Source organism: Reyranella sp., from assembly GCF_965227665.1.
Taxonomy (GTDB): Bacteria; Pseudomonadota; Alphaproteobacteria; order Reyranellales; family Reyranellaceae; genus Reyranella.
The window spans coordinates 3,932,228-3,946,032 of record NZ_OZ245767.1 but is presented as its reverse complement, the minus strand read 5'-3'; the positions used below and the strand labels follow the sequence as shown (position 1 = coordinate 3,946,032).

Here is a 13,805-nt window from a genome sequence, read left to right as displayed (position 1 = left end):
GCGGAGAGTCTGGCATGCTGGGGGGCATTTTCTCGCTTCGACACTTGATGTGCGTCGGAGCGTGTCTACTGAGCTCGGCGTGCGCCAGCACCCAGCTGAACCACAATACGGCGGACCTCGCCTCCTCGCTGAACTCCCTGACGAAGAGGCAGATCTTCTTCAATCTTTCCCAGGCGATCGACGATCCGGAATTCGTTCCGTCGCAGGTGACGATCTCGATCGGCGTGGCCCAAACGGCCAATTCGGTCTCGCCGTCGATCAGCGTCCCGCTGGGCCCTTCCCTGGCGACGGCCACCCGCTTCACGAGCGGCGGGGGCCGGCCGACTGCACAGACAACCAGCACCTTGGGCGCTGCCAGTCCCTCGCTGGGCGTACAGGTGACCGATGCCTGGAACCAGAGCTGGACGATGGTCCCCGCCAACTCGTCCAACCAACTGGGGCGTCTGCGTACGCTCTACCAGTACGCGACGGGAACGCTGCCGCATACTGCCCCCAACACTGAACTCAGCCAGGAGGAGGCGGAGAAGCAGTTTCTCTGCGAGTATCCCCTGCAGGCCCAGGCGGTTTCGCCCCAGTCTGGAAATGTGATCTTCAAACTGCATGGCTGCAAGGACAACCATGCCGGGCCCTTGCGCCCCCGCATCATTCACGCGGACCCGACTTTCACCCAGGGACCCAACTGCATCGTGTGCATCGACGATCTCAACGCATCCAGCCTTCGTCCCTACGTCAATCCGAACCTCAAGTATCATTTCATTCGCGCGCCGGACGCGAAGACCGGGGATCTGGTCAGGATCGGCTCTTATGGGTCGAAAGACTTTTACGTGTGCGGAGTCGCCGGGGGAAAGTGCCCTGGCGTGACCGGGCAGGCCCCCTACGACGGACGCAAGGCATTCAGCGATTTCATCCTTTTCGTCTATGAAGCCATGAGCGTTCCCGCCGCCACGGGAAGCGGCCGTTCGACCGGCGGCTCGTTCGTCTACTCGGTCCGGTGAAGATGATGGGCGACGTCGACACTTTCATTGCAACACCACCGGCGCTGCGCTTCGTCTTCGCAATCAAGGCCAAGGTGGGTCCAGTACAGGATCTTGGCCAGACCGCGCGCGGTCATCGGCGAATCATCGACATCCTGGGCGGTGAGGTGCAGGGCCCGCGTCTCGAAGGCGAGATTCTGCCGGGCGGCGCCGACTGGCAGATCGTGCGGCCCGACGGCACGATCGAAGTGGTGGCGCGCTACACGATCCGCAGCGATTCCGGCGCCCTCGTCTACGTGCAGAACGAAGGACTTCGGGTGGCGGGCCCGGATATCCTCGCACGGATGGCCCGGGGGGAGTTGCCGCCGCCCGGCAGCTACCATTTCCGGACGGCACCGCGTTTCGAGACGGCGGAACCATCGCTCAAGTGGCTCGAGCGGGTGACCTTCGTCGGCGTCGCCACGCGTGCGCCCGACCGGATTGCGATCGGCTTCCACGAGGTTCTCTGACTGAAGAAACGCGAGATCAGCGCCCCAGCAGATTGGCTCGCAAGGTCGCCCAGAAGCCCGGATCGCGCGGCGCTGCGCGGCTGGCCGCCGCCATCTTGCGGTAGAGGTCGCCCAGCGACCGCTGGCTGGGATCGGCGCGGAGCCTGGTGCCGTCGGCCCCGGCCTCGAGCGTCAGCTCCCGCGTGTGAAAGACCTCAAGACCGGGGCGATGGCCGATACTGACGACGGACGTCTCCGGCAGCTCCTCGATCAGAAGCTTCATGACGTTCTCCTGGCCTGCCTCGTCGAGCGCCGACGTTGCCTCGTCCATAAAGATCCAGTCGGGTTTGTGGACCAGCACCCGAGCAAAGGCGACGCGCTGCTGCTCGCCACCGGACAGGATGTGGTCCCAGCGCTCGGTCTCGTCGAGGCGATCGCGGAGATGGTCGAGACCAACCTTGTGCAGCATGTCCCTCAGCACGTCATCGCTGATGCCACCCTCGGGCTCGGCCGGATAGAGCATCGCGTCGCGGAGAGTGCCGAGCGGGAAATAGGGCTTCTGGGGCATGAAGGTGATCGCGCCGGTGGGCAGATGGATGGCCCCGCGACCCCACGGCCACACGCCGGCAACCGCCCGCATGATCGTGCTCTTGCCGCTGCCAGACTTGCCGCGGATCAGGACCCTTTCTGCCCGCTGGATCTCGACCTCTGCCTCCGCGACCAGCATTTGGCCGTTCGGGCGAGCCACGCCCAGCTCACGCATGATCAGGCGGTCTGAGTCGCCCGCGGGGTGAACAACGATCCGCGCATCGTCGGGCGCCTCGCTGCTTTCCTCGAGATCGCTCAGAGCCACATGGAGATGCACCACGCGATCGGTCGAGGCGCGCCATTCCGCGAACTTCGGGAAATTGTCGATCAGCCACGACAGCGCCCACTGCACACTGGAAAAGGCCTGCGCCGTCTGCATCAGCCCGCCGAGCGCGATCTCGCCGCCGAGATAGCGCGGCAGGGCGACAATCAACGGCACGATGGGCGCTAGGTACGCAAGCGAGCTGGTGAGCAGGGAGAGGTTTCCCTGGCCGCGCGTCTGGACGTTCCAAGCCGACCGCAGGTCGTAGAGCGAGCCGCGCAGTCGTTCGCGCTCGTCGTCCTCACCGCGCATCAGGGCGATGCCCTCGCCATGCTCGCGCGCCCGCGTCAGGCCAGAGCGGAAATCAGCCTCGCGACTCTGGCGAATATTGCCGGCATGGATGAGGCCGCGCCCCAGGAAGTAGGTGAGCAGCGAGCCGACGAGGGCATAGGCGACGGCCGCCCACACCATGTAGCCCGGCAGATCGAATTCGAGCCCAAACAGCCTGATCGGCATGGTACCCGACAGGACCCACAGCACGCTGAGGAAGGTGACCAACTGCAGAACGCACTGGAGGATGCTCTGCGCGAACTCGACCGCGAGCTCTGTCGAGACGCGGATATCCTCGGCGATTCTGCCGTCGGGATTGTCGACTTCATCGGCCAGCATGCCGAGCTGATACTGCCGGCCGGCGTTCAGCCAGCGCAGCACCGTGACGTGCGACAGCCAGGAGCGCCAGTTGATCTGCAGCCGCCGCTTGACGTGGAGCTGGATCGCCACCGCCACGCCCGCCGAGCCGACGATGGCGGCCAGCACCCACAGAAGCCGCATGAGCTCGACCACATCACGCTTGTCGAGCGCATTGAAGAAGTCGCGGTTCCAGATGTTGAGCCACAACGCGATGCCGACATTGGCAACGGCGAGCAGCACGAGGCCGCCGGTAAGCGTCCAGGCGACGGCACGATATCCCGGCGCCGTCCAGTATCCACTGGCAACGGCGGCGAAGGCGCGGACGGAACTATGCGGTGTGTCCAATCAGTCGCGGAAGCCCGGATCGATCCGGTCGAGCTTCCGCAGGAGTGCCGGCCAGTCCAGCAGGCCGAACGGCCGCCGGGTCTTCGGCTGGTAGTTCACGTAGGTCGCCTCGACCACGTCGGCCGGGACATCGATGAGCTTAGTGTTGCACGACATGGCCGCGATCTGCGTCTTGCAGCTCAGCTCCAGCCGGTGCATGGCGTTGAACGCCTCGGGGATCGTCGCGCCGGTCGTGAGCAGACCGTGGTTGCGCAGGATCATCGCATTGTTGTCGCCCAGGCTCTTCACGAGCGCGTCGCGGGCGGCCAACTCGAGGACCACGCCGTCAAAATCGTGATAGCTGATCTTGGCGAAGCGCATCGAGGTCTGCGTGTTGGGCAGCAGGCCGCATTCCATGGTCGAGACCGCCATCCCCGGCCAGGTGTGGGTATGGATCACACAGGCGACTTCGGGCTTGGCCATGTGGATGGCACTGTGGATCACGAAGCCGGCGCGGTTGACGCCATACTCCAGCCCGCCGTTGAACTCCGGCTTGGTCAGGATGTTGCCCTCGTGGTCGATCTTCAGGAGGCTCGACGCGGTGATCTCTTCGTAGAGCAAACCATAGGCGTTGATCAGGAAGGCATTGTGTTCGCCGGGCACGCGCACCGAGATGTGGTTCGCGATGAGGTCCGACATGCCGTACAGGTCGATCAGGCGGTAGCACGCCGCCAGATCGACGCGCGCCTGCCATTCCTCAGGCGAGACGTTGGACCGGAGGTTGGCAACCTTTGAAGTCTTGAGGGCGTGCACGGCCATGGAAACGCTCCAGGAATTAAACGGTTCCAGAAGCTAGACCCGGTCTCCCCGATCGTCCATCGGCGGCTCAGAGCAGCCCGCGCGCTGCGAGATAGGCGCCGAGCGCCAGAAGCCCGGCGAAAAACCACAGGCGAAAAGTTTGCGCCGACAGCCGGGCGCGCACCGCTTGCCCCAGCCGCATGCCTGCGAGTGCCACCGTGACACCCGCCACCGAAGGCCAGAGCAGCCCCAGGCCAATACTCATGCCGTTGCTGCCGGCCAGGATCACCGCGAGGGCCACGGTCGAGACGGTGAAGGACAGGCCCAGCGCCTGTACCAGTTCATCCTTCGTGAGGCCGATGCCCTGAAGGTAGGGCACGGCCGGAACGACGAAGACACCGGTAGCCGCCGTGATCGCGCCCGTGGTCGCGCCGGCGACCGGCCCCATCCACCGCTCTGCGCCGGCCGGCACGGCGAGTCGCAGTGCCGCCAGACCCGACAGCGCGTAGGCGATCAGCGCGACGCCGAGCGTCGCCGTCCCGTAGGGCCCGCCCAGCCCGGATAGGAAGGCCGCCCCCGCCCACGTACCGAGGCAGACCCCGAGGTTCAGCGGCCAGAGCCGTCGCACGAGAGACCTGAGATGCGGCCCGTCCAGCATCTGCCAGGCATTAGTGACAAGCGACGGCAGGATCAGCAGGGCTGCCGCCTCGACGGGGGACAGGGCAACCGCCAGCAATCCCATCGAGATTGTGGGCAGCCCCAGTCCGATGATCCCCTTGGTGAAACCGGCCAAGGCAAAGATCGCAAGGACGTAAGCGAAGATCGAAAGCTCCATGACGCAAGCCTTGGGCTCCGGTCCGGGCCTTCGCAATGTGGAGGATACGGGGTATGCCTCCGTCCTTGACGAAGGCAGAAGGAGAATCCCTTGCGCTTCGATTTCACAGACCTGCGGCTGTTCGTTCAGGTGACCCAGACCGGCAGCATCACGCGCGGTGCCGAGCGCACCCATCTGGCGCTCGCCTCGGCCAGTGCGCGTATCCGCGGCATGGAGGAACTGCTCGGCGTCCCTCTGTTGAAGCGGGGGCGCCGTGGCGTCGAACCGACCGACGCCGGCCGCAGTTTGCTCGATCACGCCCGCATCGTGCTGCAGCAGATCGAGACGATGCGTGGCGACCTCGGTTCTTATTCGCGCGGCCTGAAGGGCAGCATCCGCATCCTCGCCAACACCTCGGCGCTCTCGGAGCATCTGCCGTCGCTGCTGGCGACCTTCTTGGCGGACAACCCCACGATCGACATCGATCTCGAGGATCGCGAGAGCCCGGCGATCGGCGCTGCCATCGCCGCGGGCGATGCGGATCTTGGCATCGGATCGCAGGCCGCATCCCTTCCGGGACTGGAGAGCCATCCCTTCCGGACCGATCGTCTGGTGCTGGCGGTGCCGGCCGGGCATCGTCTGGCGGGCAAGCGGCAGACTGGCTTTGCCGAGCTGCTCGACCTCGACTTCGTGGGCCTGCCACGTGGGACCGCGCTCGACGAGCATCTCGCCATGCAGGCCGCCCGTCTCGGCCGCTCGCTCCGCCTGCGCGTCAGGGTCAACAGCCTCGACACAGTTTGCGCGATGGTAGCCGCGGGGGTGGGCGTCGGAATCGTGCCGGCGGCGACCGCCCTGCGCCACCGTCGTGCGCTGCCGCTCGCGACGCTGCGCCTCACGGAGCCCTGGTCGATCCGCGAGCTCGCTTTGTATGTCCGCGATTCAGCGCGCCTTCCCAAGCCGGCGCGACGGCTCTTCGAGTCCCTGCGAAAGTCCGGTGAGAGGCCTGCTACCAGCGCAGCAGGCGGCGCCCTACGGCGGCCCCGAGCAAGACGACCGGGATCGTCGCCAGCGAATACCAGGTGAGGACGAACAGGGGCGAATCGTCAAAACAGTGGAAGGCATAGATGACCGCCGCGATGGCGGCCGCGAGCGCGCCTGCGGCCGCACCGGCAAGAGCCGGAGAGGCTGGCGCCGCCCGACGCAGCGCGAGAAGCAGGGCCGCGAGAGGCGCGAGTGCAAACAGCGGGATGGCCGTCAGGCACACGAGCGCATTGCTGCCGACAAGGCGCGCCTTCCAGGCGGCGGCCGGCAGCACGGCGAGTTCGGTCCCGAGCGCCACCGCCGCGATGAGGAGGAGCGGCAGAACGGCCCGCCGCCATCGCGTGGTGACCACCGGCCGCGCCATCGCCAGGCAGGCCCCGATGGCCGCCATCAGGGCCGACAGCACCAGCACGAGCTTGGCGTCGAACCGCCAGGTCTCGAAGGCCGCCGCCAGATCGACGCGCGGTCCGAACTCGAATGCGAAGATCACGAGCGACACCAGTGCGCCCGCCACGACGGCACGCCCCACGGCGCGTCCAAGCGGCCTCGTCGAGGCGGCACGATCGACGACCAGGGATGCAACGAGCTGCTCGGTCTTCATGTCCTGTCCTTGCGATAGGCATCGGCCAGGGCGCGAAGGGCCCGATGGAGCGTCACCCGAACGGCGCCCTCGCTCATGCCCATCCGTGCCCCGACGTCCCGCGCGCTCTGCCCCTCGATGGAGATTCCTTCCACGATCCGGCGCTGGCGCTCGGGCAGGCTGGCCAGCATCTGCCGCGCATCGAGGGAGCTTCCCTCCTCCGCAGAAGCGGGCGCGGCGAGCGAGTCGGAATAATCGTCGATGTCGACGTGATCGGTGAAACCCCGGCGGCGCAGATGGTCGACCAGCTTGTGGCGCGCGATCGCCCGCAGCCAGGGCTGCAGAGGCTGCGTTTCGTCCCAGGTGTCGCGCTTCAGATGCATGGCCAGCAAAGTCTCCTGGACGATGTCCTCGCAATCCGCATTCGGCCGACCGGCCGCCGCCAGGCCGCGCGACGCCACCGCGCGCAACCAGGCAGCGACGCGGAGAAGCAGGCGCCGGTACGCCTCGTCGTCCCCCATCCGGGCCGCCCGCATGAGTGCGGAGAGATCTTCCGGATCGGACAACGGGCCCACTCTTCACACATTCGTGTTGGATGGAGAGAACATTACAGGCGCTTTGGAGAAAAAAGAAAGCGGCGCCCCTGTAACGACGACGTGCGCGTCTCCGAATGACCTCCTGCGAGCCAAGACTGGCTCGAATGCCCAGGAGGATTGTTCATGATCAATCGTACCACCACCGCAGCCCTTGCCGCCGCCGTCGCCGCTGCGGCCCTGATGTCGTCCGGCGCCAATGCCCAGACTGCCAACGCCGACAAGGAGAGGTGCTACGGCATCTCGATGGCGGGCAAGAACGACTGCGCCGCCACCGGCAACAACTCCTGCGCCGGCCAGTCCAAGGCGGACTACGACGCCAAGGCCTGGAAGTACGTCGCCAAGGGATCCTGCGCCACCATGGAAGTGACCCTCAAGGACGGCATGAAGCGCAAGGGCACACTCGCCCCGATGTAAGGAAGACGCGTCGTGACGGCGGACCGCCTGCTTCGTGCCGGTGCCGGGCTGAAGCCCGAACACCAGCAGCACATCCTCGAATCGCGACCCGATGTCGGCTGGTTCGAGGTGCATGCCGAGAACTACATGGGAGCCGGCGGTCCGCCGCATCACTTCCTGGAGCGCGTTCGCGCGCTCTATCCGCTGTCGGTGCATGGCGTGGGCCTGTCGATCGGCTCGGCCGGCGGCATGGTGTCGGGCCATCTCGCCCGCCTGAAGTCGGTGGTGGATCGCTACCAGCCCTTCATCGTGTCGGAGCATCTCGCCTGGTCGACGCATGACGGGATCTTCCTGAACGACCTCCTGCCCCTTCCCTACACGGAAGTCACCCTGTCGCTGGTGGCGCGCCATGTCGACGAAGCCCAGACGGGGCTCGGAAGACGCATCCTCATTGAGAATCCTTCGACCTATCTCCGCTTCGACGGGGATGAGATGACGGAGACGGAGTTCCTGCGGGCGTTGGCCCGTCGCAGCGGCTGCGGCCTGCTGCTCGACATCAACAACGTCGTCGTTTCAGCGGCCAATCATGGCTTCGATCCCCGCGCCTATCTCGCGGATTTCCCGCACGAGCATGTCGGCGAAATCCATCTCGCCGGTCATGCGGTGCTGGAACGCGACGGCGACACGTTGCTCGTCGACACCCACGACCGAACCATCGCTCCGGAGGTCTGGTCGCTCTTTCGGGACGAGATCGCGCGCCGGGGTGTCCGCTCCACGCTGATCGAGTGGGACTCCGACGTGCCCGCCTGGCGCGACCTGGAAGTCGAAGTCCGCCAGGCCCAATCGATTCTGCAGACGGCCGGAGGGCTCGATGCGCGCGCAGCCTGACGGCAACGGTCTCGCCGAGATGCAGCACCGCTTTGCCCGCGCCGTGCTGCAGGCCCCTCTGTCGGTGCCCGACGGGATCCGACGCGAGGTCCGGCCCGCTCACGAGCGGCGATTCGTCGTCTACCGCAACAACGTGAAGGCCAGTCTGGCCGCCGCCCTGGCGGCACGGTTTCCGGTGGTGGTGCGTCTGGTCGGCGAAGAATTCTTCACCGCCATGGCGCTCGTCTTCATCGAGCGTCATCCGCCGCGTTCGCCCGTCCTCGCCGAATATGGCGCCGCCTTTGCGGGCTTCCTGGAGGGGTTCGATCCGGCCGCGAATCTGCCCTACCTGCCCGACATCGCCCGGCTGGAATGGGCGCGCCACGCCGCATTCCACAGCGCCGACGCAAATCCGGCCGACATCGCCCGGCTCGCGGAGCTGCCTCCCGAAGCGCTGGGCTCCGTGCGGATCGGCCTGCATCCCGCCATGGCCGTCATCGCCTCGCCATGGCCCATCGTCTCTGTCTGGACCACCAATACCCATGACGCCATGCCCGAGGCGCCGGCAGCCGACTGGACGGGCGAGACGGCGCTGGTGACGCGGCCGCATCTGGAAGTTCTCCTCTATCGGCTGCCGCCGGGCGCGGACCGGCTGGTGACCGAGCTGGCCCGCGGGGTGACGTTGGGCGCCGCCGCCGAAGAGGCGTCGGGCACTCACGACAGTTTCGATCTCGCAACGTCGCTGGCGACGCTGTTCGGCGCCGGCGCCATCACAACCCTGTTCCAAGGATCGTCACGATGATCGCCCTGTTGTCGCGTCTCGACGCCCTGCTGACACGCATCCCGCACGAGCTGCTGGCCCTTCTGGCCCGCCTGTCCGTCGGCACGATCTTTCTGCGCTCGGGCCTGCTGAAGCTCGACGGCTGGGCCGACGGCACGACCCTCACTCTGTTTCGCGAAGAGTACAGGCTGCCGCTGCTGCCGCCGGAGCTGGCGTCCTATCTGGCGACGGGCGCCGAGCTCGGCCTGCCGGTCCTGCTGTTCCTCGGCCTGTTCACGCGGCCGGCGGCGCTGGCCCTGTTGGGCATGACCTTGGTGATCGAGATTTTCGTCTATCCCAACGCCTTCGATACGCACGGGGTCTGGGCGGTGGCGCTGCTCTATCTTGCCAAGTTCGGGCCCGGCCGGCTGGCGCTCGACCGCCTGCTCTTCGCGCGGGCGATGCCTAGCGCTTACGGACGGGCTTGAGATCGGAAACGATCGGATAGGCCGTCGTCGACTTCACGCGCTCCATCGAGAATCGCGAGGTCACGTTCTTGAGCGGCATCGTGTCGATCAGCTTCTTGTAGAACAGGTCGTAGGCCTGCATGTCGGGCACCGCGACCCTCAGCATGTAGTCGATGTCGCCGGCCATGCGGTGGAACTCCATCACTTCCGGCATGGCCGTCACCGTGCTGGCGAACTTGGAGAGCCAGGCCGAGGAATGGTCGCCGGTCTCGATCGAGACGAACACGGTCAGCCCCATGCCGATCGCCTCGGGCGAGATCAGCGCCACCCGCTTCAGAATGACACCGGTCTTCTCCAGGCGCTGGATGCGCTTCCAGCAGGGGCTTTGCGAGAGGCCGACCCGATGGGCGATCTGCGCCAGCGAAAGGCTCGCATCCTCCTGGAGGAGCGCCACGATCTTCTTGTCGATGGCATCCATGATTCGAACATCCATATGCGGCGGCCCGCCAACCTGAAGGGGGAGTTTAGACCGGAAGCGACTCCAGGCGCACCGGCGCACCCAGCCGTTCGGAGAGTATGATGGCGAGCGCCTCGACGTCGCCATCCACCCGTCCGGCATAGTTCACGAGCCGGGGCGGCGCGCCGTCGAACCAGGACAGACGCCATGCGCCGGCCTCGCACATCAGCGTGCCCACGACGCCCCCCTGCGCGGAAACCGTCCAGAGAGCGGGCTCTTCATAGGCTGCCTGGAACAGGCGCGCCGCCCGGGCAACGAGGGTGCTGGCAATACCGAACATGCCGGAAATCTACGGGCGCGTTCGCTATTGCAGCAATGAAACGGTCGGTCGAATCGGGCGGCCGCTACGGCAGGAATCACTCCCACATCCACCCGGGGGAGAATATTCTCCCGATAGGGCATCACTCAGGGCCGGACGGCCGGCGTCTCGAGCTTCAGCCCCCTGGCCCTCTCCATCAGATAGAGCTCCAGCGCCGTATATTCCGGAGCATAGAGCGGCCAGGCCTCGGCGCGGATACCGACGAGGCAGTTGCGCAGCCGACGCTTGAGCGATCCCAGCGCCTGCCATTCCAGCCGATAGATTGGATAGCCGGTGGGATGCGCCTCCGGAATGACGATGCCTGCCAGCTTCTTGCCGGCATTGTCGTCGTGGCAGATCGCGCAGGAGAGATTGAGCTGGCCCTGGCGACGGCGATAGATCTCCCCCCCTTGCTGGCGGAACGCCTCGAGACGCGGGTCGACTGGCGGCGATATCGCCAGGCCTCGCGACTGCTGCCCGACAAAGGCGGCCAGCGCCAGAAGGTCGCGATTCTCGGGTGGCAGCGGATCGGCGCTCTGGTGCTCCGTGCGGCAGAGATTGATGCGGCCTTCGAGATCGACCGGACGGTCACTGCCCGCCGGGATCGCGGGATAGCGCGCGGCAACACCCTTCATGCTGGCGGCATCAGCACCATGGCAGTCGGCACAGGATTTATTCGCGGCGCCCGCTGGCTTTCCCCAGAGCTGGCCGCCGAGCTGGACGAACAGCATGCCGGGATTGGCGGTGTCGTCGTCCTGCATCTTCTGCAGCGCCTCGCCCATGTCCTGGTAGCCGGACCGACGCGTGTCCGCGCCCGATTGGGTTCCGACCTGGGCTGCCGCGTAGGATCCTGCGAACACCACGCCGAGACCGACGACGAGCAGCCGCCTCCTCATTCGACGGCGATATCGACCCGATGCTCGGCGGCGAATCCCTCGTCACCCGTCCAGCGCAGGACCACGGTGCCGCTCTCGTTCGCCTGAGCAAAAAAAGACACGAAGGGGTTGGCGGCGATCGCGGGCGACATGTCCATCGCGAAAATCTCGGCGCCGTTCCAGGTCGCGGCGAAGCGCTCGATGATGTTGCGAGGGATGATGCGTCCATTCGGGCCGGGCCGGAAGCCGGTCTCCATCGGGTGCATGATCAGCGCCTTGATCTCGACGACGTCGCCACGTTTGGCGGTCTTCGGGGCATTCACCAGGATGTTCGACATCAGGGCGACTCCTCGAGGCAAGCGGCCAGGGTCACGATCACGTCGGCGCCCGCGCTCCAGAACTTGCCATCGCTGGTCTCGGCAATGGCGATGATCCGCTGGCTGTCGCCGAGCTTGATGCGTGTGCCGATAATGGCCTTGCCGCTGCGCGGGCCGAGCCGGGCGGAGAAGACGTTGGGCTGCGGATTCTTCTCGTTGAACACGTGGATCGCCTTCACATGGTCGGCTTCGGTCATCGGGCTTTCGACCGACACGGTGAGCGGCACGGTGCTGCCGTTCTCGACCAGCGGCGGCACGTCGAGCTTCATCCGGCCTTCAATCGGCGTTGCGCTACCGATGACTTTCTTGATCGCCTCGGCCATGGCATCGGGCGTCGCTGCCGCCGGCCCGAGCGGGAGGACGACGATCGCGGCAGTGCCGGCGAGGAACAGGCGGCGATCCATTCAATCCTTCAACGTTACGAGATAGGCCACGACATCCTCGACCTGCGCAGGCGTGAGGATCGTCTTGCCCTCGAAGTTGCGGGCCACACGGTGCAGGCCCTGGGTGCGATAGTAGGCCGGCATGATCGTGTCGGCATTGAGACGTGACCCGTCGACGATGCGCAGACGCAACTGTCCCTCCGACCAGCGCGAGCCCGCGCCGGCAAGACTGGGCGCCAGATCGCCCTGGAAACGTTCCTCGGCGATCGGCCCGGAATGACAGAGGAGGCACAGGCCGACGCTGCGGTTGGCGACGATCGCGCGCCCGCGCGCCGCATCGCCCGCCTGCCCCGTGAGCGAGCGGGGGATCGAATCGCCGACGATCCCGGGATCGACCTGTTGCGCCGCTGCAGGACCGACCACGAGAACGAGAGCGAGGGCGACGAGGCTGCGCATCAGCCGAACGTCTCGGCCGTTATCGTGCGAAACCAGCTCGACGCGTAAAGCGCCTCCTGGCCGCGCAATCCGCCCACGGCCACGAGCGGACTGGTGCCGCCGGCGCCGGGAATGTCGGCGAGCTGGCCTTTCTCGGGACGGTAGACGCCGGCGATCGAAATGCCGTAGTCGGCCGCGACCAGGCTGTAGCAGGTGTTGATCACGATCGGATCCTGCGGCTTCTCGCCGGCCAGCAACTTCACGATCGCGGCGGCACAGACCTTGGCCTGGGCGTTCGCCGCGAAGGCCGACTTGGGCATGCCGCCCATGATCGCCGCGTCGCCCAGCACATGGATGTTGGGCCGCAGGGTCGATTCGAAGGTCACCGGCTCGACCGGGCACCAGCCGGTGCGATCAGCGACGCCCACCTGCGCGGCGATGGCGCCGGCCCTCTGCGGGGGGATCACGTTGGCGACCGCGGCCTTGTGCGACCCGAACTCCGTCGTGAGTGTGAGAGTCGCGGGATCGACCGCCGTTACCTTGCCGCCCTGGCTGAGAGGCACCCACTCGATCAGCCCCGGATAGAGCTCGGCCCAGCCGTTCTGGAACAGGCGCTGCTTGGAGAAGGCGTCCTTGGCGTCCAGCACCAAGACCTTGGACCTCGGCTTCCAGATCTTCAGCCAGTAGGCAATCAGGCTGGCACGCTCGTAGGGCCCGGGCGGGCAGCGGAAGGGATTGGGCGGCGCCGACAGAACGACCAGCCCGCCATCGTCCATGGCCTGGAGCTGACGGCGCAGCAGCACAGTCTGCCCGCCCGCCTTCCAGGCGTGGGGCATCTTGGCGGCTGCGGCCTCGTCGTAACCCGGGATGGCCTTCCAGTCGAAGTCGATGCCGGGGGACATGATCAGCCGATCGTAGGAAAGCCTGTTGCCGTCGGCCAAGGTCACGGTCTTGGCATCGGCATCGACTGCAGTGGCGCTCGTCCCGGCAACCGTGACACCCGCACCCCTGACGCCGTCGTACCCGAACTGCTGCTGGTCGATCTCGCGCAAATTCGCCAGCACGGAATTGCTGAAGGGGCAGGACGTGTAGACGGGGTTTGGCTCGACTAGGGTGACCTTGAGCGACGGCTGCAGCGCCTTCAGGGTGCGCGCCGCCGTGGCGCCGCCGAAGCCGCCGCCGATCACAACGATCTTCGCTTTACGCTGCGCCGACGCGACGGCGGGCGCGAGCCCTGCCGCAACGCCGAGTTTCAAGAAATGACGGCGTGTCGCCATA

The 13,805-nt window shown here is 66.5% G+C and carries 19 protein-coding genes; 7 read left to right on the top strand and 12 right to left on the bottom strand.

What is annotated here, in order from left to right:
- The first annotated feature begins 14 nt into the window (after window positions 1-14).
- Window positions 15-995 carry a hypothetical protein gene (locus ACO07I_RS19080; RefSeq protein WP_422010051.1) on the top strand — a complete coding sequence of 327 codons (981 nt, stop codon included), beginning with the start codon at window positions 15-17 and terminating at the stop codon, window positions 993-995.
- Between the two features lie 5 nt (window positions 996-1,000).
- A complete protein-coding gene (locus tag ACO07I_RS19075) occupies window positions 1,001-1,483 on the top strand; it encodes a DUF3237 domain-containing protein (RefSeq protein ID WP_422010049.1) in 483 nt (160 codons plus the stop codon).
- 16 nt (window positions 1,484-1,499) lie between these two features.
- Here the strand turns inward: ACO07I_RS19075 and ACO07I_RS19070 are convergent, their stop codons facing one another.
- From ACO07I_RS19070 to ACO07I_RS19060, 3 genes are all read right to left on the bottom strand, one after another.
- Entirely contained in the window at window positions 1,500-3,347 is a 1,848-nt protein-coding gene (locus ACO07I_RS19070) for an ABC transporter ATP-binding protein/permease (protein WP_422010047.1), read from the bottom strand.
- On the bottom strand, window positions 3,348-4,145 hold the full coding sequence (locus tag ACO07I_RS19065; protein WP_422010045.1) for a class II aldolase/adducin family protein: 798 nt from the start codon (window positions 4,143-4,145) through the stop codon (window positions 3,348-3,350).
- A 67-nt stretch (window positions 4,146-4,212) separates the two neighbouring features.
- Complete coding sequence (locus tag ACO07I_RS19060) at window positions 4,213-4,959, bottom strand: sulfite exporter TauE/SafE family protein (RefSeq protein ID WP_422010043.1); 747 nt, start codon at window positions 4,957-4,959, stop codon at window positions 4,213-4,215.
- A gap of 90 nt (window positions 4,960-5,049) precedes the next feature.
- Between ACO07I_RS19060 and ACO07I_RS19055 the strand changes: the two genes are divergently transcribed.
- Window positions 5,050-6,021, top strand: coding sequence for a LysR family transcriptional regulator (locus ACO07I_RS19055; RefSeq protein WP_422010041.1), 972 nt, complete (start codon window positions 5,050-5,052; stop codon window positions 6,019-6,021).
- Here the strand turns inward: ACO07I_RS19055 and ACO07I_RS19050 are convergent.
- A complete protein-coding gene (locus tag ACO07I_RS19050) occupies window positions 5,945-6,580 on the bottom strand; it encodes an NrsF family protein (RefSeq protein ID WP_422010039.1) in 636 nt (211 codons plus the stop codon). The genes ACO07I_RS19055 and ACO07I_RS19050 overlap by 77 nt on opposite strands.
- A complete protein-coding gene (locus ACO07I_RS19045) occupies window positions 6,577-7,134 on the bottom strand; it encodes a sigma-70 family RNA polymerase sigma factor (RefSeq protein WP_422010037.1) in 558 nt (185 codons plus the stop codon). Before ACO07I_RS19045 ends, ACO07I_RS19050 begins: the two co-directional genes overlap by 4 nt.
- 144 nt (window positions 7,135-7,278) lie before the next feature.
- Between ACO07I_RS19045 and ACO07I_RS19040 the strand changes: the two genes are divergently transcribed.
- From ACO07I_RS19040 to ACO07I_RS19025, 4 genes are read left to right on the top strand one after another with little or no spacing between them, the layout of a single operon-like run.
- Window positions 7,279-7,569: a DUF2282 domain-containing protein gene (locus ACO07I_RS19040; RefSeq protein WP_422010035.1), complete on the top strand. Its 291-nt coding sequence runs from the start codon at window positions 7,279-7,281 to the stop codon at window positions 7,567-7,569.
- A gap of 12 nt (window positions 7,570-7,581) precedes the next feature.
- Complete coding sequence (locus ACO07I_RS19035) at window positions 7,582-8,436, top strand: DUF692 domain-containing protein (protein ID WP_422010033.1); 855 nt, start codon at window positions 7,582-7,584, stop codon at window positions 8,434-8,436.
- The gene (locus tag ACO07I_RS19030) at window positions 8,420-9,217 is read left to right on the top strand and encodes a DNA-binding domain-containing protein (RefSeq protein WP_422010031.1); all 798 of its coding nucleotides are present in this window, start codon (window positions 8,420-8,422) and stop codon (window positions 9,215-9,217) included. Before ACO07I_RS19035 ends, ACO07I_RS19030 begins: the two co-directional genes overlap by 17 nt.
- Window positions 9,214-9,663 (top strand): DoxX family protein, encoded by a 450-nt coding sequence (locus ACO07I_RS19025; protein WP_422010029.1) that lies wholly within the window; start codon window positions 9,214-9,216, stop codon window positions 9,661-9,663. Before ACO07I_RS19030 ends, ACO07I_RS19025 begins: the two co-directional genes overlap by 4 nt.
- Here the strand turns inward: ACO07I_RS19025 and ACO07I_RS19020 are convergent.
- From ACO07I_RS19020 to ACO07I_RS18990, 7 genes are all read right to left on the bottom strand, one after another.
- Window positions 9,641-10,120 (bottom strand): Lrp/AsnC family transcriptional regulator, encoded by a 480-nt coding sequence (locus tag ACO07I_RS19020; protein ID WP_422010027.1) that lies wholly within the window; start codon window positions 10,118-10,120, stop codon window positions 9,641-9,643. The genes ACO07I_RS19025 and ACO07I_RS19020 overlap by 23 nt on opposite strands.
- A 46-nt stretch (window positions 10,121-10,166) precedes the next feature.
- A complete protein-coding gene (locus ACO07I_RS19015; RefSeq protein ID WP_422010025.1) occupies window positions 10,167-10,439 on the bottom strand; it encodes a hypothetical protein in 273 nt (90 codons plus the stop codon).
- A gap of 125 nt (window positions 10,440-10,564) precedes the next feature.
- Window positions 10,565-11,353: a sulfur oxidation c-type cytochrome SoxA gene (gene soxA / locus ACO07I_RS19010; RefSeq protein ID WP_422010023.1), complete on the bottom strand. Its 789-nt coding sequence runs from the start codon at window positions 11,351-11,353 to the stop codon at window positions 10,565-10,567.
- The gene (soxZ, locus tag ACO07I_RS19005) at window positions 11,350-11,670 is read right to left on the bottom strand and encodes a thiosulfate oxidation carrier complex protein SoxZ (RefSeq protein ID WP_422010021.1); all 321 of its coding nucleotides are present in this window, start codon (window positions 11,668-11,670) and stop codon (window positions 11,350-11,352) included. Before soxZ ends, soxA begins: the two co-directional genes overlap by 4 nt.
- On the bottom strand, window positions 11,670-12,113 hold the full coding sequence (locus ACO07I_RS19000; protein WP_422010019.1) for a SoxY-related AACIE arm protein: 444 nt from the start codon (window positions 12,111-12,113) through the stop codon (window positions 11,670-11,672). Before ACO07I_RS19000 ends, soxZ begins: the two co-directional genes overlap by 1 nt.
- Complete coding sequence (gene soxX / locus ACO07I_RS18995; protein WP_422010017.1) at window positions 12,114-12,548, bottom strand: sulfur oxidation c-type cytochrome SoxX; 435 nt, start codon at window positions 12,546-12,548, stop codon at window positions 12,114-12,116.
- Entirely contained in the window at window positions 12,548-13,804 is a 1,257-nt protein-coding gene (locus ACO07I_RS18990; protein ID WP_422010015.1) for an FCSD flavin-binding domain-containing protein, read from the bottom strand. Before ACO07I_RS18990 ends, soxX begins: the two co-directional genes overlap by 1 nt.
- Window position 13,805: the final 1 nt, after the last annotated feature.

Excerpts from the sequence above, each read along its gene's own strand:
- soxA (WP_422010023.1), bottom strand. The coding sequence starts at position 11,353 with ATGAGGAGGCGGCTGCTCGTCGTCGGTCTCGGCGTGGTGTTCGCAGGA.
- soxZ (WP_422010021.1), bottom strand. The coding sequence starts at position 11,670 with ATGTCGAACATCCTGGTGAATGCCCCGAAGACCGCCAAACGTGGCGAC.
- ACO07I_RS19040 (WP_422010035.1), top strand. The coding sequence starts at position 7,279 with ATGATCAATCGTACCACCACCGCAGCCCTTGCCGCCGCCGTCGCCGCT.
- ACO07I_RS19000 (WP_422010019.1), bottom strand. The coding sequence starts at position 12,113 with ATGGATCGCCGCCTGTTCCTCGCCGGCACTGCCGCGATCGTCGTCCTC.
- ACO07I_RS19050 (WP_422010039.1), bottom strand. The coding sequence starts at position 6,580 with ATGAAGACCGAGCAGCTCGTTGCATCCCTGGTCGTCGATCGTGCCGCC.
- ACO07I_RS19060 (WP_422010043.1), bottom strand. The coding sequence starts at position 4,959 with ATGGAGCTTTCGATCTTCGCTTACGTCCTTGCGATCTTTGCCTTGGCC.
- ACO07I_RS18990 (WP_422010015.1), bottom strand. The coding sequence starts at position 13,804 with ATGGCGACACGCCGTCATTTCTTGAAACTCGGCGTTGCGGCAGGGCTC.
- ACO07I_RS19015 (WP_422010025.1), bottom strand. The coding sequence starts at position 10,439 with ATGTTCGGTATTGCCAGCACCCTCGTTGCCCGGGCGGCGCGCCTGTTC.
- ACO07I_RS19030 (WP_422010031.1), top strand. The coding sequence starts at position 8,420 with ATGCGCGCGCAGCCTGACGGCAACGGTCTCGCCGAGATGCAGCACCGC.
- ACO07I_RS19025 (WP_422010029.1), top strand. The coding sequence starts at position 9,214 with ATGATCGCCCTGTTGTCGCGTCTCGACGCCCTGCTGACACGCATCCCG.
- ACO07I_RS19065 (WP_422010045.1), bottom strand. The coding sequence starts at position 4,145 with ATGGCCGTGCACGCCCTCAAGACTTCAAAGGTTGCCAACCTCCGGTCC.
- soxX (WP_422010017.1), bottom strand. The coding sequence starts at position 12,548 with ATGCGCAGCCTCGTCGCCCTCGCTCTCGTTCTCGTGGTCGGTCCTGCA.
- ACO07I_RS19075 (WP_422010049.1), top strand. The coding sequence starts at position 1,001 with ATGGGCGACGTCGACACTTTCATTGCAACACCACCGGCGCTGCGCTTC.
- ACO07I_RS19020 (WP_422010027.1), bottom strand. The coding sequence starts at position 10,120 with ATGGATGCCATCGACAAGAAGATCGTGGCGCTCCTCCAGGAGGATGCG.
- ACO07I_RS19080 (WP_422010051.1), top strand. The coding sequence starts at position 15 with ATGCTGGGGGGCATTTTCTCGCTTCGACACTTGATGTGCGTCGGAGCG.